The sequence below is a fragment of the Actinoplanes sp. NPDC051851 genome (genome assembly GCF_040681165.1).
GTDB lineage: Bacteria > Actinomycetota > Actinomycetes > Mycobacteriales > Micromonosporaceae > Actinoplanes.
Map to the genome: position 1 here is coordinate 82,307 of NZ_JBFAYF010000019.1, position 19,932 is coordinate 102,238.

Consider the following 19,932-nt stretch of genomic DNA (forward strand, 5'->3'; position numbering starts at 1 on the left):
TCCGGTGCGCGCGACCCCGGCCGGATCCTCGCCGGCCGGGGCCACGCCGCTCACCTCAGCAGGCGTACGGGACGACCTTCCAGTAGTAGTACCGGCTGGTGTAATGCTGCCCGGACCCGACGTCGGAGCCGTATCGCGCCCACGAGTCCGAGGTGGTGTACCGGTACCAGACCTGCGAGCAGTACCCGCTGCCGATGTAGAACCCCTCGGTGTACGACCAGCCGAAGGCGGAACTGCTGTACCCGCCGGCCGACAGCACGACGTCGTACGACCCCTGGGTGTATGAACCGTCCCAGAGGTGCATCACACCGACGCCGATGCCGCCCCCGTTGAGGATGTAGTTGGTGCCGGCGGAGTTGGCCTGCGCGGGCGTCCCACCGAGGGCGAGGGCGCAGGCGATGGCCGCGACACCCGCCGACAGCCGTGCGAGTACGGTCCGCGAACGCGTCATCCCGATCTCCTTCACCGTTCGTCGTCCACCGGACACCTTCCGGCGAACCGTGTCGAGCGTGGCCGTGCCCGCTCTCCCCGGGCAACGCCGATCTGTCCCTGACCTGCGCCTATCCGTCCCGCCCGACAGATAGGGGCAGCTTTGCCGCGTCCTATACATTGAAATTCGACGATGGTCGGAGGTGATTGATGGAGCCGTTGTCCCCCTGGTGGCGCGAGGTCGGCGCGGCGACGGAGCTACTCGCCTCCACGCTGAACGAGGCCGTCTTCCGGGCAGCCCGGAACGGGAGTTATGCGCCGCCGGCCGGCACGCCGGAACCGCGACGGCGGCGTAAGGCGGCCTCGCTGCGGCATCTCGCCGAGGTGATCCGGGCTCACCGGCTGGCCCCGGGCATCTCCGTCGACAAGGACGCGGTCGGCGCGGTGCTCGCCGGCCGCCTTCCGCAGATCGCCGACCGGCGGCTGGTCGTCGCGGTGGCCCGGGCGGCACACCTGATCTCCGGTACGCCCTTCGGCGAGGCCGACGCCCGGCGCCTGGCGGTGGCATGCGCGCGGGTGACCGCCGCGGTGGCGGCCGCCCGTGAAGCGGACCGGCGGGCCCCGTCTCTGCTGCCGGCCCGGTTCCCGCGGGCCGCCGGGCCGTCGACCCGCCCCGGGTGGCGCTCCCGTCGGCTGCCGGTGGGCGTGCTCGTCGTCTTCATCGTGCTGGCCGGCGTCGTGCTCGTGGCCCGCCCTCCGTCGACGCGTGCCGGGTCCACAGCCTTCTCGGGCACCGATCCGGCATCACCGGTGGTGACCTCGCCGGCGCAGGCCTGCGTGCCGATGGGTACCCCGCTGCCGGAGGGAGAGGTGATCCTGGACTCGACCGGCCGGTCGGTGACCGGCGGGTGGCGTGGCGGCTCCGACGGCGTCGTCCTGACCCCCAACGGACCGACGATGGATGCCGTCGTCAAGGGCGGCACCGGTGGGCTCTGGGGCCGGGTGATCACCTGGGACGGCCTGCCGCTCGTCCGAGGTCGCAGCTATCTGCTGATCCTCGAACTCTTCTCCGATTACCCGATGACGATCGGGGTGGCCGTCCGGGACGACAGCCCGCCGTATCGGGCACCGCTCGCCAGGGAGATCCGCCTGACGCCGGCCGCCTGCCAACGGTACTTCGAGTTCACCTCCGACCTCACGATCCCGCGTGGGCAGATCGCCCTGGAGGTGGGTGGCGCGGTCCGCGACTCCCACCTCTGGCTCATACAGGCCACCCTGATCGCGCTCACGGCGTGAGGCGCACCGGTGGAAATGGTGTGCGTGGCTCGGCTACCGGGTCTACGCTGCGGGTCTTCACGTCTCTTGGGGGTGGCAAAGATGCCGGTTCGCGTCGGGACTCTTCGGATGGCTGGTCTGGAAACCCGTACTCCCGATGTGAGGAACCTCAGACATGGAACTTGCGCGCCATCACGTCATTCGTGAGCGTGACCATCGTATTCACAACCCGTTCTCCGCGGCGAAGCTCGCCACGCTCGGGGAGGCCGTCCGGCTGCGGCCGGGACTGAGCATCCTGGACCTGGCCTGCGGCAGCGGCGAGATGCTCTGCACGTGGAGCCGGGACCACGGCGTCACCGGCACCGGCGTCGACATCAGCACGCCCTTCCTCGACGGTGCGCGGGCTCGTGCCGTCGAACTGGGTGTGGCCGGGGACCTGACGTTCGTGCACGGCGACGCCGGTGCGTACGTCGCGGAGACACCGGTCGACATCGCGGCCTGCATCGGCGCGACCTGGATCGGGGACGGTCTGCCGGGCACCCTTGAGCTGCTGGAACGCAGCCTCAAGCCGGGCGGGCTGCTGCTCGTCGGCGAGCCGTTCTGGCGGGCCGACCCGCCGGAGGAGGCGAAGACCGGGGAGCACTGGCACGATCTGCCCGGGCTGTTCGCGCTCGTCGGCGCGCTCGGCTGGGACGTGGTGGAGATGGTGCTGGCCGACGAGGACAGCTGGGACCGCTACGTGGCCGCGCAGTGGTTCACCGTGCGGGCCTGGCTGGACGACAACCCGGACGACGAGCTCGCCGCGGACTTCCGCGCCGAGCTCGACACCGCCCCGTCGCGCTACGTCCGGTACCACCGGCCGTACCTGGGATGGGGTGTCTTCGTCCTTAAACGCCGGTCAACTACCCGCCTATGAATGGGCGCGCTTGTGGATCTCTGCTCCCGCTGGCTGCGAGGTCAGGCCACGTACGGACGGTTGACTGCGCCCCAACCGGCAGCACCACGTACGGCGATGTTGACGGCAGCGTTGACGTCCGCGTGGGCAACGACTCCACACGAACGGCAGATGAACGTGGCTTGGTCGGGCCGGTTCCTCTTGTCCCGGTGACCGCATTTCGAGCACGTCTGCGACGTGTATCGGGGGTCGACCTGGACCAGGGGGACACCGGCCCGGCGGGCCTTGTAGGTCAGGAACTCGCCCAGTTGGGCGAAGCTCCACGAGTGCAGTGTGGCCCGTTGGGGCTTGCGGAGCCGGACCCCGGTGCGGATACCCGTCAATTCTTCGACGGCGATTCCGCGCGAGGTGCGTTCAGCCTCGGCCACAATGCTTTTCGATATGACATGGTTGACGTTCGCGGCGTGCCGTGACTCCCGCCGGGATCGTTTGGTGAGCAGGCGGCGGGCGGACTCGGTCTTCTTGGCCTGCAACTTCGCGCGCAGCCGGATCTGCCGGCGCCGGTACCGGTTGAGCTGCTCACCGGCATACGGTCGCCCGTCGGAGTCGGTGGCGATCTGCACGATGCCCATATCGACACCAAGGAATCCCTGCGGTTCGACCAGCCTGGCCTCGGCGACGTCGACGGTCGCGTAGAGGAACCACATGCCGTCGCGGTGGATCAGGTCGGACTCGCCTACGGGCAGCTCGGCGATGGCTTCGAGCTGGTCCGGGGAGCCTGTGTACGCCACGTTCTTCATCCGGCCGGTCACGGTCCAGATCGACACGGTGCCAGCGTCATGCTGCCACGTCAGCATCCGTGCGTCGTACGGCTGGGCGGCTTGCCAGCGGAACCTGACCGGCTCGGACGCCACCCGCCGGTAGCGTTTCGACTCCGGCGCTCCGTAGTTCCCGGCCTCCAGGTTCGACGCGAGAGTCTTGTACGCGTCACAGACCTTCTTGATCACGTGCTGAGCAGCCTGCGCACCCAACCCGTGATCCGTTTTAATGCCCGCGTAGACATGCTTGCGCAACGCGTAATTGCGATACACCCGCGCGGTGCGGGCCGTCGCAGCAACCTCGTTGGCGGCGGTGTTGCAGGCCCGCAGGGTTGCTTCCAAAGCCGACGCCTGTTCAGGAGTCGGCAGCAGCTTCACCTGGACCACCAGCTTCACGCCGCCAGGATAGCAACTGGTCTATGTCACCAAGATGGACCCCGGACCCGGACGTACGCAGAGGCCGCAGCGTCGTCTACAACATGCACGTCCATCTGGTCTTCACCACGAAGTACAGGCGCGGAGCGCTCACCGATGTGATCCTCACCCGCTGCGAAGAGATCATGCGGAACGTGTGCGTCGACTTCGGTGTCGAGTTACGCGATTTCAACGGCGAGGACGACCATGTCCACCTGCTCGTACACCACCCACCGAGCGTCGCGGTGTCAAAGCTGGTCAACAGCCTCAAAGGCGTCTCGTCGCGCTACCTGCGACAAGAACACGGCACACACCTGCGCCGCTACCTGTGGGGTGACCACCTGTGGTCCCCGTCGTACTTCGCCGGATCCTGCGGCGGCGCACCACTGGCGGTCATCAAGGAGTACATCGAAAACCAGAAATGTCCTGCCGAGTGAACGGAGTTCCTCCCAGCTGTCACCCGGCGATCGACGCCTGCTCGCCTCGTCGGCGAAAGGCTTTCCCTGTCCTGTTTCGCCGGCGATCCGTTTCCTCCCGGCCGTAAACGGCCGGGGTCCCACGGGGTATCCGGCTGAACAGACCGGGGCCCCGGCTCTCTGTGCGGAGAGCCGGGGCCCCGGACGGTCAGGCGACGAAGCGGGTGCGGCGACGGCGGGCCAGGACGATGCCGATCAGACCGAGCGCCAGGATGCCCGTGCCGGCGCCGACGATCGTGGTGGTGTCGCTACCGGTGACGGGCAGGCCGCCGCCGTCCTCGCCGGACGTGGTCGCGGCGGTTGCCGTCGTGCTAGCCGAAGCCGAAGCCGAAGCCGACGCGGTCGCCGGTGACGATGCGGAGGCCGGGGCGGACGGAAGGATCAGGGTCAGGCTCGCGAAGCCGACGGTCGCGTTCTCCCGCTGGAGCGTCAGGTCGGAGACGGCCAGGGTGGTCGCCGCGCCGGTGCCGGTGACGACCGGGTTGCCCTGGCCGGCGGCGTCGGCGGCGAGTGCGTCGATCCCGCCCAGCTTCTCCGCGGTCTCCAGGGTCAGCAGCTGGAAGATGACCGGCGTGACCGTGGTGGCGGCGGCCGTGGTCGAGACCCGGAAGCCGTCGACCCGGTAGACCTTCTCCGGCGTGATGGTGGTGTCGAAGCGGCAGTACGCACCCTCGACGTTGCTGTCGATGTAGTAGCGGCAGTTGCTGAACGTCGTCGGCAGCTCGACGTCGTTCACCACCCGGATGTTGATCACGATGCCTGCGGCGTCCTGGTCGCCGACGTTAGCGACGCCGAGCGGCACCGGGACGGTCTCGCCAGGGTGGACCGGGACGCTCGCGCCGGTCTGGGCGCTGAACACCACGCCCTCGGCGGCGAACGCGGCACCGGGCAGCGCGGCGAGCCCGGCGGTCATCAGGACGGCGGCCGGTACGATGTTACGGATCTTCACGTGTGTCTCCCCCGTGGATCTAGGACCGTAGGACCGTAGGACCATAGGGATCCACGTGGTGACCCATCAATGCGTGTGTCCGCTTCGGATCGACTGTTAGCCCTGTGTTTCCACACAGGCAAACCGGGGGAGTCCCGCAGTGCCGCACCTGACCGTGCACATTCTGGAGAGCGACCTGACCGGCCGTGAACCCGCGCTGATCACCGGGCTGACCGAGGCGGTCGTCGCGGTCTACGGGGAGTGGGTGCGCGGGCACGTCGACGTACGCCTGATCGGCCTGCCGCCGCACCGCTGGGGCGTGGGCGGCGTCCCGGCGGCGTCTCCGGCGCCGAGCGTCACGTTCGGCATCCGGGAGGCGGTGTTCGCCCGCCCGGACGGCGCGGAGGTCGTGGCCCGGCTCGTCACCGGGATCACCGACGCGATCGCCGGGACGGTCGGCGAGCACGTCCGGCCCGGCGTGGCGATCGAGTTCGCCGGTCAGCGGCCGGGCCGGATGGCCGTCGGCGGCGTCATCGTCGAGTAGGGGGAGTGTGCAGGCGGCGCAGGATCCGTACGTAGCCCAGCGGGATCAAAAGGAGCGAGCCGAACACCACCCCGGTGGCGGGCAGGAGACGGGCCAGCTGCGCCACGGCCACCGCCACGAGCAGGACGACGGGAGCACCGAGCGCCAGCAGCCGGGGCGAGACGTGATCCCAGAGCAGACCCGCGAGGAACCAGCGCCGGACGAGGACGGCGACGATCGAGGGGACGGCGAGCGCCACCCCGACGGCCAGGACCGGGACGGCACCGTCCGGGATCAGCGGCAGCGCGTACGCCTCGCTCCCGCTGATCAGGATCCAGGACAGGAAGAACCAGCCCGGCGCCCAGCTCAGCAGCGCGGAGCCAGATCAAACCCGGCTTCCCCACGTACGCCGCCACGGCGACCCCGGCGACGATCGTGACGAGCCCGGCCCCCGCCCGCCCGGCGACGCCGATCACGTCGACGGGCGTCCCCGGCGGCTCGACCGGCGCATCGCTCGGCCGCCGCGGCGGCACGTAGTCCTTCGCGGACTCGGGCAGAACCGGGGGAGTCCAGGGCTCGTGCATCCGATGATCGTAATGACCGCCCGCACCCCACCCGGCGGCTGAGCAACCCGGCGGGAACCAGGAAGTACCTGATCACGTCGAAGCGGGATGACGTCTGTGACGACCCGGTGGGTCACCCTGGCCGCGGTCACCGCCGCGCTCTCCGGTTGCGGCGGGAATCCGGAGCCGACGGCAGCCGTGGCCTGGCAGGAGCCCGCCAGGTACACCTACGAACTCGAATCCTCCTGCGGGGAGCGTGCCCTCATCGGTCGTTTCCGGATCACCGTCGAGCAGGACGAGGTCACCGCGGCCGAGGGCCTCGACGAATCCGGGCGATGGTTCGTGGCGGACGCCCGCAGCGAACCGGTGCCGACGCTGGGGCAACTCCTCGACCGGGTGGACCGGGCCCGGCAGCAGGGCGCGGCCATCGCCGAGGTCACCACCGACCCGGCCGACGGTCACCCCACCAGGATCGACATCGATCCCGACGCCGGCGCGATCGATGACGAATCCTGCTTCAGCATCGCCGGCTACACCCTTGAATGAGCGAGCCGTGTCATCGCGCTCGCCGCCCTGGCGACGCGAATCGGTTCACGCGCCGGCCGTCGAGGTCGCTCAGACCTGCCCGGTGAACACCGTCTCGGCGTAGCGCCGCTTGGCCGCCGGGTCGCGGGCCGAGCGCAGGTATCGCGTCCACGCCCGGTGCTCGTACGCCACGACACCCACCTCCCAGACGCACATCACGCCGCGGTGGGTGGTCTGCGGCATCAGCGCGAACGTCCCCGGCCGCCGGGCGTCCCGGACGTAGACCGTCTCCCACATCTCGTTGTCACCGCGCCACGTGCAGACCAGCAGCAGGTGGACGTGCTCGCCGGAGAGGTGGTGGATGACGAACCCGAGGTCACCCGAGATCGGCAGCCGGCCGGCGGCGGCCTCCGCACCGACGAAGCCCCGTGCCTCCTCGGCGATCCCGGGTTCGACCACCTGGTCCGCACGGCACAGCCGATACCACTTCAGGTACGCGTCCGGCAGCACGAGCGGCGCATCCGGCGACGCGTGCTTGTCGACGTGCCGGTAGCCGTCGCCGACGACGTCACCGATCCCGTCCAGTCGATCGGTCATGCGCGGAGATCCATGTCGGTCATGGCGAGGATCCTGGTCGGCCACCCCTGACATCTTCTGTCAGGGGGTTCCGGCAGACTCGGCGGGTGCGTGCCAGCCGACTGCTCTCGCTGCTCCTGCTCCTGCAGAACCGGGGCCTGATGAGCGCTCCCCAGCTGGCGAAGGAGCTGACCGTTTCGGTACGCACGATCTACCGGGACGTCGAGGCGCTCGCCGCCGCCGGAGTGCCGGTCTACGCCGAGCCCGGCCCCGCCGGCGGCTACCGGCTGCTCGACGGCTACCGCACCCGGCTGACCGGCCTCACCCCGGACGAGGCCGAGTCGCTCTTCCTGACCGGGCTCCCGCAGCCCGCCGCCGAACTCGGTCTCGGCGCCCAGCTGGCCGCCGCCGAGCTCAAACTCACCGCCGCGCTGCCCCTCGCGTACCGGGACGCGTCGACCCGGATCCGGCAGCGCTTCCACCTCGACGCGCCGGGCTGGTACCGCGAACCGGACGACGTACCCCACCTGCTCGCCGTCGCCGAGGCGCTGTGGCAGGACCGGGTCGTCGAGATCCGGTACCGCCGCTGGTCACCCGAGCCCGGCGAGGTCACCCGGCGCCTGGACCCGCTGGGCCTGGTCCTCAAGGCCGGCGTCTGGTACCTGGTCGCGGCCGGCCGCGGCGGCCCCCGCACCTACCGCGTCTCCTCCATCGTGCGCCTGCGCGCGCTGCCCGACCGGGTCACCCGCCCGGACGGCTTCGACCTGGCCGCCTTCTGGCGGGAGCACGTCGACCGGTACGAGCGGGCCGGCACCGGCGAGACCGCCGCCGTCCGCCTGAGCCCGGACGGTGTCGCGGCGCTACCCGGTGTCTTCGGCCCGAAGGCCGCGCGCACGGCGCTCGGCACCCTCGAACCACCGGATCCGGACGGTTGGCGGCGGGCGTCGATCCCGGTGGAGAGCGTGCCGCACACGGCCACCATGCTGCTCCGCCTCGGCGCCGAGGCCCAGGTCCTCACCCCACCGGCCCTGGTCACCGAGATGACCGCCCGCGTGCACGCCCTGGCCCGCCTCTATCCGGGCACGGTCAACTGACGGATCAAGGCCTCTTCCTGTACGCCGTCGCGGCCGGCGGGTAGAAGGGCTGTCCGGGGAGGTGCGCCGGTGATCGGCTCGGCCGGTGATCAGGTAGCCGCGGTCTCGCGGTCCCGGTATTCGCGTGGCGAGAGGCCGTGGAATCGGGAGAAGGCGGCGCTGAAGGTGGGCAGGTGCGCGTAGCCGACGTGGCGGGCGACGGCGCTGGGTCTGGCGCCGCCGAGGAGCAGGTCGCGGGCGACGCGCATGCGGGCGGCGTAGCGCCAGTGGGCGAAGGTCATGCCGGTCTGCTCGCGGAAGGCCCGGCGGATGTCGGCGGGGACGTCGTCGGATGCGCCGGAGGTGCCGATGCGGCGCAGGTAGTCCATCGCCGCCGTACGCGCCCGCGGATCGGTGGGCATCGGCACCGACAGTGCTCGCTGGGCGGCGAGCTGATCCGCGAACAGGTCGAGGACGTGCCGGGGACCGTAGTCGTCGGGGTGCAGTCCGGACCGGGCGCTGATGGAGCAGAACATCAGGTAGTCGTCCCAGGCGGGCGGGAACCGCACGTGGATCGGCTCGGTCAGGGGGAGGTCGGCGGTGCCGGCCTTGCCGATCGGCAGTGAGATCGAGTTCTCGCGGAGACCGGTGACGTGGTCCACCCCGGCGGGGATCCAGGTCGCGACGCCGCGCCGCCGCTCGTACCGGTGGTCGTCGATGTCGAGGTAGCCGCTGCCGCGATACATCCAGCTGAGCACGTGCACGTCGTTGGCGTGCGGGGGTGTGCGGGCGGGAGGCAGCGGATCGGGCGCGGTCGCGAAGGCGCTGTCTCCCCGCACCATGCGTACCAGGTCGTCGGTCTGCCGTGCCACCGTGGCGCGCTGCGTCAGGTCGACGTCGGCGGAGCTCGCCGAGACGTTCCGGCTCAACTCGTACGGCGTCAGTCCGTACCGCAGTTTGAAGGCGCGGGTGAAGCCGTTGCGGCTGGCGAAGCCGACCCGCGCGGCCACCTGGTCGACGCCGTACCCGGCGGCCAGGAGTTCGACGGCCGCGATCAGCCGGTTGCGCAGTCGCCACTGCTCGAAGGTGAGGCCGGTATCGGCGAGGAAGTCGCGGCGCAGGGTCCGCGGGCTGGAGAGCGCCCTGACCGCCCACTGCTCGACGGTGAGGTCGAGCGCGGGGTCGCGGATCAACTCTTCGGCCACCCCACGGGCAGCGGTGGTGCCCGGCATCTCCGGCAGGGCCGGCGGCGGTTCCGCGCCGGGACGGCGGAGGAGGCCGGTGATCGCGTCCTGGAAGGACCCTCGACCGCTGAGCGGGGTGACCTGCAGGTTGAAGTGCTGGATCAGCCAGTCCTGCCAGCCGGCCGGAACCGCGAATCGCGTCGGTTCCGGCAGCGGCCCGGTGCCGGGATGGAGGAACAGGGGGAAGGCGACGGTGCCCGGCTCGGTGATGATCGCGCGGTGGTCCCACCCGTCGGCGGGAATCCACGCGCCCTGCCCGGCGTCGAGGCGGAAAGCCGTGTCGCCGTCGATGTGCAGGTGCGCCGTGCCGGTGCGGACCCAGATCAGCAGCGGACGGCGGGGATGCCCCGTCGAGTCCGACCGGGCTGCCGGAATCGGCGGCGGGTCGCCCGCGCCGCCGGGAATCGGGAACGTCACACCCTAAACAATATGGCAGTCTGCGCACACCATATGAAGTAAGGGTTGCCTAACCTTACGTTGCCTCTCGCCGATCGGAAGGGCTGCCCCAGCATGCCGAAGACCTCACGCCGGCTCACCGTGCGCCCACTGACCCTGCGGCAGGTCGAGGTCGTTCGGGTGACGGACCTGACGCCGGGGATGCGCCGGATAACGCTGGCCGGTGCACAGCTGCGCGCGTTCACCTCGCCGGACGGCTTCCCGCAGCCGGCGTTCGCCTCCACCGGCTTCGACGACGACATCAGCCTGCTGTTCTGCTACCCGGGACAGACCGAGCCGGTGCTGCCGGTTCAGCGGGAGAAGGGCCTGAGCACGCCGCGGAACCCGCGACCGCTGGCGAGGGAGTACACCGTCCGCGGCTGGCGCCCCGAGGCCGGCGAACTCGACGTCGACGTCGTCAAGCACGGTATCGGCGTCGGCACCACGTGGGCGTACCGCGCCCGGCCCGGCGACCGCGTCCACGTCACCGGGCCCAGCAGCTCGAAGGCGCTCCCCGCGGACGCGGACTGGCTGCTCGTCGCCGGTGACGACACGACGATCCCCGCGATCGCCCGCCTGCTCGACGAACTGCCCGGCGACGCGCGGGCGCAGGTGTTCATCGAGATCACCGAGGACGCTCACCGGCTGCGACTGCGAACCCTGCCGCACGTCGAGGTGACCTGGCTGGTGCGCGGCGGTGCCGGGGCGGGCCTGCTGGTGGACGCGGTCAGGAACGCCGGCTGGTGGGAGGGCCGGGTGTTCGCGTGGGTCGCGGGGGAGCGGACCGCCGTGCGTGACCTGCGCCGCCACCTGGTCGAGGAACGCGGAGTGCCCAAGGAGGACGTCGAGTTCGTCGGGTACTGGCGCCGCGGCGAGGTCGTCGCGCTGGAGTCCGACGGCGCGGTGCCCGATCCGGAGAAGACGAGGACCCCGTTCGAGCGGCTCCACGACCTGACCGAGCTGGTCGCGCCGATCGCGATCCGTACCGCCGTCGAGCTGGGCGTACCCGAACTGATCTCCCGCGGTGTGACCGGCGTCGAGGACCTGGCCGTCACGGCGCGCGCCGACGAGCGGGCGCTGGGCAAGCTGCTGCGCTACCTGCACGCCCTGGACGTCCTGACCGAGCCGGAACCGGGCCACTACGGCCTGACGCCGGTGGGCGAGGTGCTGACCGTCGAGTTCATGGCCGAGGCCCTGCACCCCGCCGGGGTGGGCGGGCGCGAGATGCTCGGCATCCTCGGCCTGACAGAGTCGGTCCGCACCGGCCGGTCCGCCTACGCCTCCGTCACGGGCCGGACCTTCGCCGAGGTACGGGCCGAACAGGAGTACGAGGACCGCTACCTGGAACGACTGGCGAGGTTCCAATCGGCGCTGGCCGAGTCGATCGCCACCTCCGGCGTCCTCGACGGCGTCGGGCATCTGGTGATCCACTCCGGCGGCGCCGGCACGCAGGCGCAGGAGTTCGTCGCCGCCCGTGACGACCTGCGCGTGACGATCTGCGCCCTGCCCGCCCAGGCCGACTGGCTTCGCCGCGACCTGCCGGACGCCGTCCCCGACGACCGGCAGCGCGCCCGGATCACCGTGATCGAGCAGTCGGTCTTCGAACCCGGCCCCGCCGCGGACGCCGTGTTCGTCATCCGCGCCCTCAAGGCCCTCCCCGACGCCGACGCCGCCCACGCGCTGCGCCGCGCGGCCGAGAACCTCCTGCCCGGAGGCCGGGTGCTGCTGATCGAGGAGACCTTCGGCCTCGACGAGCTGGACGAGCACGACGGTGAGGCCGACCTGCTCGCCCTCACCGTGCACGGCTCCGGTCTGCGCACCGCCGCCGAACTCGACGCCGTCATCGCCCGGGCCGGACTCGCCCGCACCCGGACGTACACCGTCGGCTGGGGCACCACCATCCACGAACTCACTCCCGCGAACCACCTCATCGACAGAGAGTAGCGATACACATGGCCATAACATCCCTGAGCCGGCGCGGCGCGGCCCTGGCCGCCGCGTTGAGCGCGGCGCTCGCCCTCACCGCCTGCGGCAGCGACGACGACACGACCGGCGACGCCACCGCCACCACCGCCACGACCCACAGCGTCACGGCCGACAACGGCACGATCGAGGTACCCGCCGCACCGCAACGGGTCGCCACGATCGGCAACACCACGCAGCCGTTCATCGACCTCGGCGGTAAGCCGGTCGCCGTCACGACGGTGCGGGACTCGACCCTCGAGCTGCTCCCCGACGACCAGCAGGCGACCTACAAGGCGGCCACGAACATCGGTGATCAGGACATCGACCTGGAGAAGCTCGCCGGCCTGAAGCCGGACCTCATCCTGGTCCAGATCGACGACGCCGGGTTCAAGGAGATCGAGAAGCAGCTGACGTCGATCGCCCCGACGGTCTCCTGGAGCCTCGACACCGAGTGGAAGGCCTTCGCCGACGCGATCGCGGCGGCCGCGAACACGGATCCCGCGCTCAGCCAGCAGAAGGCGGAGTTCGCGGCCAAGGTCACGAAGATCAAGGAGACCTACCGCACGATCATCGAGGACACCTCGTTCGTCGACGTCTCCCGCGGGCAGTTCAACGATCCCGGAACGTTCTACATCGCGGACATCGGCTGCTCCGAGATCGGCAGGGACGACGTCGGGCTGACCCTCCCGCAGGCCGACGCCGGCAAGGACCCCCTCGCCTACACCTCCCTGCCGTTCGAGCAGATCAGCCAGTTGACCGAGTACGACGTCATCACCTACCCCGTCGACGCCCAGGGCCGGCCGATGCCGGACTTCGAGCCGGTGATCGAGACCTCGACCTGGAAGGCGCTGCCCGCGGTGACCTCCGGTCGCGCGCTCGGGCTCTTCTGCCCCGGCAACAACTCCTACGGGCAGGTCATCCGGTACCTGGACTCGCTCGACAGCGCCCTGGCGAAACTCCCCGCCCAGCAGTGACATCCCTCGCCCCACGGCACGACGGCCGGGGCACCGCGACGGTGCCCCGGCCGCGCCGCCGTCGTCTCCTCGGCCTGGCCGTCGCGCTGGTGACGCTGGCCGTCCTGCTGGTGCTGAGCGTCATGATCGGGTCGACCCGGATCCCGCCGTCGGCGGTGTGGGACGCGCTCTTGCACGCCTCGGCCGACATCGACCAGTTCGCGATCCGCGACTACCGGATCCCCCGTACGATCGTGGGTCTCGTCGTCGGCGTCGCGCTCGGCCTCTCCGGCGCGCTGATCCAGGCCCTCACCCGCAATCCCCTGGCCGATCCGGGCGTTCTCGGCGTCCACGCCGGAGCGTCCTTCGCGGTGACGGTCGCGGTGGGCGTGCTCGGCATCCGTGACGTCCAGGACTACCTGTGGTTCGCGTTCGCGGGGGCACTGGCCGTCACGCTGATGGTGCTCGCACTCGGGTCGACGTGGCAGGGCTCCTCGCCGGTGGTCATGGTGCTCGCCGGGGTCTGCGTCAGCGCGGTGCTCGGCGGCGCCCGGGAGGCGCTCCAGCTGACCGACCCGGACGCCTTCGACGCGCTGCGGTCGTGGAACGCCGGTTCGACCGCGGGCCGCCCCCTGGAGGTGGTGTCGCCGATCCTGCCGTTCCTGGCGGTGGCGGTCGTGCTGGCCCTCGTGGTGGCCGGCCCGCTCAATGCGATGGCCCTGGGCAGCGAACTGGCGGTCGCCCAGGGTGTCCGCCTGGCGCGCACCCGCATCCTCGCGATCATCGCGATCACCGTGCTCGCCGGGGGCGCGACGGCCATCGCCGGACCGATCGGATTCGTCGGTCTGATGGTCCCGCACGTGGCCCGCTGGATCGTCGGCCCGCACCAGCGATGGATCTTCGCCTACAGCATCCTGCTCGCCCCGAGCCTGCTGCTGCTCTCCGACATCCTCGGCCGGGTCGTGCTCCGGCCCGGTGAGGTCCCGGTGGGTGTCGTCACCGCCTTCGTCGGCGCCCCCGTCCTCATCGTGCTGGCGCGGCGGAAGAAGGCGAGCGGGCTATGACGGTGGACTTCGGGCGGCGGGCGCTGACGGTACGGCGCGGGCGGGTCGCGGTACGCCTCGAAGGGCGCTCCATCGTCGTCTGCGCGGTGCTCGCGCTCGCCGCCGCCGGCCTGGCCGTACTCGCGCTGATGACCGGCTCGTACCCACTCGACCCCGGGCAGGTGGTCGCCGCGCTGGCCGGCGGGGAGCCGGGGATGGTGCACACCCTCGTGGTCGAGTGGCGGCTGCCACGGGTGGCCGCGGCGCTGATCTTCGGCGCCGCGCTGGGGGTCAGCGGCGCGCTCTTCCAGTCGATGCTGCGCAACCCGCTCGCGGATCCCGGCATCATCGGCTTCTCCCAGGGTTCGTACACCGGGGCTCTGATCGTGATCCTGGTCATCGACGGCAGCTATCTGCAGCTCGTCGGTGGGGCGCTGCTGGGCGGGATGGCCATCGCCCTCGCGGTGTACCTGCTCGCCAGGAGACGCGGCGTGCAGGGGTTCCGGCTGATCGTCGTCGGTATCGGCGTCTCCGCGATCCTGGAATCGCTGAACACCTGGATGATCCTGAAGGCCGACCTGAATCAGGCGATGTCCGCGGCCGCGTGGAGCGCCGGTTCCCTCAACGGCGTGTCCTGGAACCAGGTGGTCATCGGCGGTGCCGCCATCGTGGTACTGCTGGTGCCGGCGGGGATGCTGAGCCGGCCGATGCGCCAGATGGAGCTGGGCGACGACGCGGCGGCCGCCCACGGGGTACGGGTCTCGCCCACCCGGCTCGGCCTGATCGTGGTCGGGGCGGCACTGACCGCGACGGTCACGGCCGCGTCCGGGCCGATCGCGTTCATCTCCCTGGTCGCGCCGCAGATCGCCCGCCGGCTGGTCCGCACCGCGGGGATCCCGCTCGCCCCGGCGGCGTTGGCCGGCGCCCTGCTGTGCCTGGCGGCGGACTACATCGCCCAGCACGTCGCCCCGGCCCCGTTACCGGTCGGGATCATCACCGTGATGCTGGGCGGCGGCTACCTCGGCTGGCTGCTGTTCATCGAAGCGAGGAGACGGCTGTGACCATCCCCATCGACCTGGCGCCCCGAGGCCGGCGAACCGCTCTCCCGGAAGGCGAGAAGGCATGAGTACGTACGTCGAGAAGCTGTCGACCGGTGAGTGGAGTCCGGAGAGGTTCCGGCGGCACCTCGCCCGGACGGGTGCCCCACTCGTCGAACGGGCCGGCTCCGGCGAGGTGGAGGTGACGTTCGTCGACGAGCCCGGCGACGACACGACGGTCACCCTCGCGGTCGCGATCGGCCCGATCATCGGCTACAACCCGATCGACACGGATTTCACCCCGGTGGTGGGGACCCCGTTTCGCTTTCTCACCCTGCGGATGCGTTCCGACCTGCGTTTCGCGTACGTGTTCACGCGCCGAGGACCGGCGGAGAAGGTGGACCGGGTCGCGGATCCGTTCAACCCGCCGCCGAGGTTCGCCGAGTGCTCGGTGCCGAGGTTCTCCGGGGCGTCGGTCGCCGTGCTGCCCGACGCCGCGCCGACGCGGTGGCTCGATCAGGCCGCGGCAGCGCCACCCCCGGCGCTGGAGTCCGCCGTACTGGAAAGCGGGTTTCTGGGGAACGAACGCCGCGTCTGGGTCTCGATGCCCCCGGGAGAACGCCCGGACGAGGGCCCGCTCCCGTTCGTGGTCCACCTGGACGGGACGCCGGAGCACAGCGCGCCGAGCGTCCGTGACGCCCTCGTCCGTGCGGGACTGATCCGGCCCTGTGCGGTGGTCCTCGTCGATCAGCTCGGATCGCAGCGCTACACGGAGCTGACCTGTGATCCGAGGTTCTCCCGGATGCTCGCCGACGAACTGCTGCCGTGGCTCCACGACCGGTATCCCCTGTCGCGTGACCCCCGCGACGTGGCGCTCGCCGGTGAGAGTTTCGGCGGCCTGTGTGCCGGATGGACGGCCCTGCACCACCCGGCGGCGTTCGGCAACGCCATCATCCAGTCCCCGTCGTGCGGATACCACCCCGACCTCAGGTGGGGCGCCGGGACGGGTGACCTGCTGCGCCGCGTCCCCGTCCCGACGCTGATCGCCGACTTCCTGGCCGCGGAGCCGGCACCGATCCGGATCTTCCACGATGTCGGCGAGCTGGAGAGCTCGATCACCCACAGCCGCTGGCTGGACCGGGTGCTCACCGGGAAGGGCTACGACACCCGCTACCGGGAGTTCGCCGGCGGACACGACTACGCATGGTGGCGGGGGCTCTTCGCCGAGGCCCTGCAGTGGTGCTTCCCGCTCACGGCGGAACCCGGCGTGCCGGAGCACGGATGAGACGGGCCGACCCCGCAGGGCTGGGCCGTGGGCCGCTGACCCGGTGGCTGCCGGTGCTGGGACGACCGGTGCCGGACCCGCCACCGGTGCGGCCGTACCCGGCCGGCCCGGCGGACACGCCCGGCCGGTTCCTCGCGCGGGTGATCTTCTCGGTCCCGCGGATCACGGTCCCCGCCATGGTGTCGGCGATCGTGTGGCAGGTCGGCGAGTCCGCGGTGCCGGTGGTGATGGGACTCGCCATCGACCGCGCACTGGCCACCGGGAACACCGGCCAGCTGATGCTCTGGATCGGACGGCTGGTGGCCCTCTACGTCGCGTTGACGGTGGCCGCGAGGCTCAGCAACCGGCTGAACGTCCACGCGGTGCAGACGCTGCAACACCGGCTCCGGGCCACCCTCTCCCTCCGGGTGCTCCACCCCGTCCACGGTCGTGGCGATCCGGGGCGGGCTCCGGACGGCGGCGTCGTGTCGACCATGACCAACGACGTCGTCCGCCTGGCCAACGCCGTCCTGCTCACCACCATTCCGATCTCCCGAGTCGCGGCCATCGGGTTCATCGCCGCCTCCCTCCTGGTCCTCCATCAACTCCTCGGCGTCCTGGTGCTCGTCGGCGCGCCACTGGTGGTGTGGCTGATGGGAATCCTCAGCAGGCGGCTCTCCCGCAGCACCCGTGTCTATCAGGAGCTGCTGGCCGCCACCGTCGGGCGGGCCACCGACCTGGTCGCCGGCTACCGGGTGATCAAGGGAATCCGCGCCGAGACCGAGGCCGTACGCCGGTACGAACGGGCGAGCCGGGAGACCCTCGACGGCGCACGGCGCAACGCCGTACTGCTGGGCCGGTTCCAGGCGATCTCCGGCATCGTCAACGGTGTGTTCGTCGGCGCCGTGACGGGAGTGGCGGGCTGGTTCGCGGTCGACGGCCGGGTCAGCATCGGCGAACTGATCGCCATGGCCGGACTCGTCCAGGCACTGCTGCCCCAGATCCAGGGGATCGCGAGCCTGTCCATTCCCAACTTCGCCAACGCCCACGCCTCGGCGGCCCGCATCCTCGACACCCTCGGCGGCACCCGCACCGCGGAGCCCCGGTCCGGTGAGCCGGCACGACCGGGCCGCCCGGAACCGCCGGACGCCTGCCGCCTGGAGATCCGCGTGTCCGGCACGGCCGTCACGGTGGGATCCGGCGAGCTCGTCGGGATACGTACCGATGACCGGACCGCGGCCCGCATCACCGACGCCCTGCTGAACGGGGAGACCGGTGAGGTCGACATCCGGCTCGGCGGCCACCCGGCCGCCGCGCTGACCCCCGCGGAGTACCGCGCCCGGGTCACCGTCGCACCGCACCGCACCACGCTGTTCACCGGAACGATCCGCGACAACCTCACCACCCCGGCCAGTGCGCCCGACCGGCTGACCGCCGCGGTCGAGGCGGCGGCGTGCGACGACTTCGCCACCGACCTGGACACCCCGGTCGGCGAGAACGGCAACCGGCTCTCCGGCGGCCAGCGCCAGCGGATAGCGCTCGCCCGGGCACTGGCCACCGACGCACCCGTACTCGTGCTGCACGACCCGACCACCGCCGTGGACCCGGTCACCGAGCAGGCCATCGCCGACCGGCTACGCCCTCTTCGCGAGAACCGTTCGACGGTGCTGATCGCCTCGTCCCCGGCACTGCTCGGCCGCTGCGACAGGGTCATCGACATACCCGCCCCCGACCGGACGGCGACCCGGTGACCACGACATCATCGCAGGGGTACCGGTTTCCGGTCGCGTCCGGCCGGCAGACCGGTCACGAGGTCTGGCGGCTCAGCCGCGGCCACCGTGCCAGGCTCACCGCGGTGGTGGTGACGGGGATCGCCGGCACCGCCGTCAACCTGATCCCGCCGGTGGTGATCGGCATGTTCATCGACAGGGTGCGGGCCGGGACCGCCGATCTCGGCACCGTGCTCGCCGTCACCGCGGTCATCAGCGTCGCGGCGGCCCTCGGGGCCGTCGGCACCGCGGTCACGACCGTGCTGGCCACCCGGCTCTACCAGACCGTCCTCGCCGGACTCCGCGAACGGCTCGTGGGCCGGGCCCTGGCACTCCCACAGCACCTCGTGGAACGTGCCGGCACCGGCGATCTGATCTCCCGCACCAGCGACGACGTCACCGCCGTGGCCGACGCGGCCCCCGCGGTCGTCGGCCTCCTCACGACCACCGTGTTCACCATCGTCGTGTCGCTGACCGGCCTGCTCGCCCTGGAATGGCCGTACGCGGCCGCGTTCATCGTCGTGCTACCCGTGTACACGGTCGCGATGCGCTGGTATCTGCGTACCGGACCCGAGGTGTATCGCGCCGAACGGACGGCGATGAGCGCACGGGCCCAGCAGATCATCGAATCGCAACGGGGTCACGCCACCGTGCTCGGCTTCGGGCTCGGCGAGCAGCGTCACCAGAGCGTGATGCGGGCCTCCTGGGCGGTGGTCGTGCAGGCGATGCGAGCGCGGACGGTGCAGAGCATGTTCAGCGGGCGCCTCAACGTCGCCGAATGCCTGTCCCTGGTCACCGTCCTGGTGACCGGCTTCCTCCTCATCGGCCACGGCCTCTCCACCGTCGGGGCGGCCACCACCGCGATGCTGCTCGTCCTCCGGCTGCTGGACCCGATCAACCAGCTGCTGCTCGTCGTCGACACCATCCAGTCCGCCGCCGCGTCCCTGGGCCGCGTCATCGGGATCACCATCATCCCCGACCCCGGCGCCCGTGAACCGGCGACGACGGGGGACACCGCGGTCCGGCTCCGCGAGGTCACTTTCCGCTACGGCGGCGGCCCGCGCGTGCTCGACGACGTCACCCTCACCATCGCCGGCGGGGACCATGTGGCCGTCGTCGGTGCCTCCGGCGCGGGCAAGAGCACTCTCGCGGCGGTGATCGCCGGCATCCACCCACCCGGGACCGGGACCGTGGCCCGCCCCGGCCGGCCGGCGCTGATCACCCAGGAGATGCACGTCTTCGCGGAGACCCTGCGCGACAACCTCACCCTCGCCGCACCCGAGGCGACCGACCAGGACATCCGCGCGGCGCTGGAGGCCACCGGGGCCGCCGCGATCCTCGACGTCCTGCCCGACGGGCTGGACACCCCCGTGGGGGGTGGCGGACAGGTGCTCACCGACGCCCAGGCACAGCAGATCGCGCTCGCCCGCCTGATACTGGCCGATCCGGCGCTGGCGATCCTCGACGAGGCCACCGCGGAAGCCGGCTCGGCGCAGGCGGGCCTCCTGGACCGCGCCGCGGAGGCGGCCCTGCACGGGCGGACCGGGCTGGTGATCGCGCACCGGCTCTCCCAGGCAGCGGCCTGTGACCGCGTCGTGGTGATGGAGCACGGCCGGATCATCGAAACCGGAACACATGACGAACTCGTCGCCGCCGGTGGCGTCTATGCCGGGCTGTGGGCGGCGTGGGAGGCCGGGCGGCCGGTCCTGGACGCGCCGGCCTGATGG

At 71.3% G+C, this 19,932-nt stretch carries 19 protein-coding genes; 13 read left to right on the forward strand and 6 right to left on the reverse strand.

Annotation, left to right across the window (positions count from 1 at the left end):
* Positions 1-55 precede the first annotated feature (55 nt).
* Positions 56-451 carry a hypothetical protein gene (locus AB0M08_RS19980; protein WP_364495032.1) on the reverse strand — a complete coding sequence of 132 codons (396 nt, stop codon included), beginning with the start codon at positions 449-451 and terminating at the stop codon, positions 56-58.
* Positions 452-639: 188 nt separating this feature from the next.
* Here AB0M08_RS19980 and AB0M08_RS19985 point away from each other — a divergent pair, with 188 nt between their 5' ends.
* Together AB0M08_RS19985 and AB0M08_RS19990 are read left to right on the forward strand one after the other, a co-directional pair.
* A complete protein-coding gene (locus tag AB0M08_RS19985) occupies positions 640-1,725 on the forward strand; it encodes a hypothetical protein (RefSeq protein ID WP_364495035.1) in 1,086 nt (361 codons plus the stop codon).
* A 154-nt stretch (positions 1,726-1,879) separates the two neighbouring features.
* Positions 1,880-2,620 carry a methyltransferase domain-containing protein gene (locus tag AB0M08_RS19990; protein ID WP_364495037.1) on the forward strand — a complete coding sequence of 247 codons (741 nt, stop codon included), beginning with the start codon at positions 1,880-1,882 and terminating at the stop codon, positions 2,618-2,620.
* A 41-nt stretch (positions 2,621-2,661) separates the two neighbouring features.
* Here the strand turns inward: AB0M08_RS19990 and AB0M08_RS19995 are convergent, their stop codons facing one another.
* The gene (locus tag AB0M08_RS19995; protein WP_364495040.1) at positions 2,662-3,813 is read right to left on the reverse strand and encodes a transposase; all 1,152 of its coding nucleotides are present in this window, start codon (positions 3,811-3,813) and stop codon (positions 2,662-2,664) included.
* A gap of 23 nt (positions 3,814-3,836) precedes the next feature.
* Here AB0M08_RS19995 and tnpA point away from each other — a divergent pair, with 23 nt between their 5' ends.
* Complete coding sequence (tnpA, locus tag AB0M08_RS20000; RefSeq protein WP_364495043.1) at positions 3,837-4,268, forward strand: IS200/IS605 family transposase; 432 nt, start codon at positions 3,837-3,839, stop codon at positions 4,266-4,268.
* A gap of 187 nt (positions 4,269-4,455) precedes the next feature.
* Here tnpA and AB0M08_RS20005 read toward each other — a convergent pair whose 3' ends face one another.
* A complete protein-coding gene (locus AB0M08_RS20005) occupies positions 4,456-5,256 on the reverse strand; it encodes an LPXTG cell wall anchor domain-containing protein (RefSeq protein WP_364495046.1) in 801 nt (266 codons plus the stop codon).
* 139 nt (positions 5,257-5,395) lie between these two features.
* On the opposite strand from AB0M08_RS20005, the gene AB0M08_RS20010 reads away from it, so the two are divergent.
* Entirely contained in the window at positions 5,396-5,779 is a 384-nt protein-coding gene (locus tag AB0M08_RS20010) for a hypothetical protein (protein WP_364495048.1), read from the forward strand.
* On the opposite strand, the gene AB0M08_RS20015 is transcribed toward AB0M08_RS20010, so the two are convergent.
* Positions 5,766-6,017 (reverse strand): hypothetical protein, encoded by a 252-nt coding sequence (locus AB0M08_RS20015; RefSeq protein WP_364495051.1) that lies wholly within the window; start codon positions 6,015-6,017, stop codon positions 5,766-5,768. The genes AB0M08_RS20010 and AB0M08_RS20015 overlap by 14 nt on opposite strands.
* Positions 6,018-6,438: 421 nt before the next feature.
* Between AB0M08_RS20015 and AB0M08_RS20020 the strand changes: the two genes are divergently transcribed.
* Entirely contained in the window at positions 6,439-6,867 is a 429-nt protein-coding gene (locus tag AB0M08_RS20020; protein WP_364495054.1) for a DUF6174 domain-containing protein, read from the forward strand.
* A 69-nt stretch (positions 6,868-6,936) separates the two neighbouring features.
* Here the strand turns inward: AB0M08_RS20020 and AB0M08_RS20025 are convergent, their stop codons facing one another.
* Entirely contained in the window at positions 6,937-7,443 is a 507-nt protein-coding gene (locus AB0M08_RS20025) for a hypothetical protein (protein WP_364495057.1), read from the reverse strand.
* An 86-nt stretch (positions 7,444-7,529) separates the two neighbouring features.
* On the opposite strand from AB0M08_RS20025, the gene AB0M08_RS20030 reads away from it, so the two are divergent.
* Complete coding sequence (locus tag AB0M08_RS20030; RefSeq protein WP_364495060.1) at positions 7,530-8,516, forward strand: WYL domain-containing protein; 987 nt, start codon at positions 7,530-7,532, stop codon at positions 8,514-8,516.
* 89 nt (positions 8,517-8,605) lie between these two features.
* On the opposite strand, the gene AB0M08_RS20035 is transcribed toward AB0M08_RS20030, so the two are convergent.
* Complete coding sequence (locus tag AB0M08_RS20035) at positions 8,606-10,156, reverse strand: helix-turn-helix domain-containing protein (protein WP_364495062.1); 1,551 nt, start codon at positions 10,154-10,156, stop codon at positions 8,606-8,608.
* Positions 10,157-10,249: 93 nt separating this feature from the next.
* On the opposite strand from AB0M08_RS20035, the gene AB0M08_RS20040 reads away from it, so the two are divergent.
* From AB0M08_RS20040 to AB0M08_RS20070, 7 genes are all read left to right on the forward strand, one after another.
* The gene (locus AB0M08_RS20040; RefSeq protein ID WP_364495065.1) at positions 10,250-12,118 is read left to right on the forward strand and encodes a siderophore-interacting protein; all 1,869 of its coding nucleotides are present in this window, start codon (positions 10,250-10,252) and stop codon (positions 12,116-12,118) included.
* Positions 12,119-12,126: 8 nt separating this feature from the next.
* On the forward strand, positions 12,127-13,113 hold the full coding sequence (locus AB0M08_RS20045; RefSeq protein ID WP_364495068.1) for an ABC transporter substrate-binding protein: 987 nt from the start codon (positions 12,127-12,129) through the stop codon (positions 13,111-13,113).
* Entirely contained in the window at positions 13,110-14,156 is a 1,047-nt protein-coding gene (locus tag AB0M08_RS20050; RefSeq protein ID WP_364495071.1) for an iron chelate uptake ABC transporter family permease subunit, read from the forward strand. Before AB0M08_RS20045 ends, AB0M08_RS20050 begins: the two co-directional genes overlap by 4 nt.
* Positions 14,153-15,196, forward strand: a complete 1,044-nt coding sequence (locus tag AB0M08_RS20055; RefSeq protein ID WP_364495074.1) for an iron chelate uptake ABC transporter family permease subunit — start codon at positions 14,153-14,155, stop codon at positions 15,194-15,196. The genes AB0M08_RS20050 and AB0M08_RS20055 overlap by 4 nt, the downstream gene beginning before the upstream one ends.
* 61 nt (positions 15,197-15,257) lie before the next feature.
* Positions 15,258-16,457, forward strand: coding sequence for an alpha/beta hydrolase-fold protein (locus AB0M08_RS20060; RefSeq protein ID WP_364495077.1), 1,200 nt, complete (start codon positions 15,258-15,260; stop codon positions 16,455-16,457).
* On the forward strand, positions 16,454-18,187 hold the full coding sequence (locus AB0M08_RS20065; protein WP_364495080.1) for an ABC transporter ATP-binding protein: 1,734 nt from the start codon (positions 16,454-16,456) through the stop codon (positions 18,185-18,187). Before AB0M08_RS20060 ends, AB0M08_RS20065 begins: the two co-directional genes overlap by 4 nt.
* On the forward strand, positions 18,184-19,929 hold the full coding sequence (locus AB0M08_RS20070) for an ABC transporter ATP-binding protein (protein WP_364495082.1): 1,746 nt from the start codon (positions 18,184-18,186) through the stop codon (positions 19,927-19,929). The genes AB0M08_RS20065 and AB0M08_RS20070 overlap by 4 nt, the downstream gene beginning before the upstream one ends.
* The last annotated feature ends 3 nt before the right edge of the window (positions 19,930-19,932 follow it).

What these genes read in the sequence shown, in the direction of transcription:
- AB0M08_RS19980 (WP_364495032.1), bottom strand. Translation starts at nt 451, where the DNA reads ATGACGCGTTCGCGGACCGTACTCGCACGGCTGTCGGCGGGTGTCGCG.
- AB0M08_RS19985 (WP_364495035.1), top strand. Translation starts at nt 640, where the DNA reads ATGGAGCCGTTGTCCCCCTGGTGGCGCGAGGTCGGCGCGGCGACGGAG.
- AB0M08_RS19990 (WP_364495037.1), top strand. Translation starts at nt 1,880, where the DNA reads ATGGAACTTGCGCGCCATCACGTCATTCGTGAGCGTGACCATCGTATT.
- tnpA (WP_364495043.1), top strand. Translation starts at nt 3,837, where the DNA reads ATGTCACCAAGATGGACCCCGGACCCGGACGTACGCAGAGGCCGCAGC.
- AB0M08_RS20025 (WP_364495057.1), bottom strand. Translation starts at nt 7,443, where the DNA reads ATGACCGATCGACTGGACGGGATCGGTGACGTCGTCGGCGACGGCTAC.
- AB0M08_RS20040 (WP_364495065.1), top strand. Translation starts at nt 10,250, where the DNA reads ATGCCGAAGACCTCACGCCGGCTCACCGTGCGCCCACTGACCCTGCGG.
- AB0M08_RS20045 (WP_364495068.1), top strand. Translation starts at nt 12,127, where the DNA reads ATGGCCATAACATCCCTGAGCCGGCGCGGCGCGGCCCTGGCCGCCGCG.
- AB0M08_RS20055 (WP_364495074.1), top strand. Translation starts at nt 14,153, where the DNA reads ATGACGGTGGACTTCGGGCGGCGGGCGCTGACGGTACGGCGCGGGCGG.
- AB0M08_RS20060 (WP_364495077.1), top strand. Translation starts at nt 15,258, where the DNA reads ATGAGTACGTACGTCGAGAAGCTGTCGACCGGTGAGTGGAGTCCGGAG.
- AB0M08_RS20065 (WP_364495080.1), top strand. Translation starts at nt 16,454, where the DNA reads ATGAGACGGGCCGACCCCGCAGGGCTGGGCCGTGGGCCGCTGACCCGG.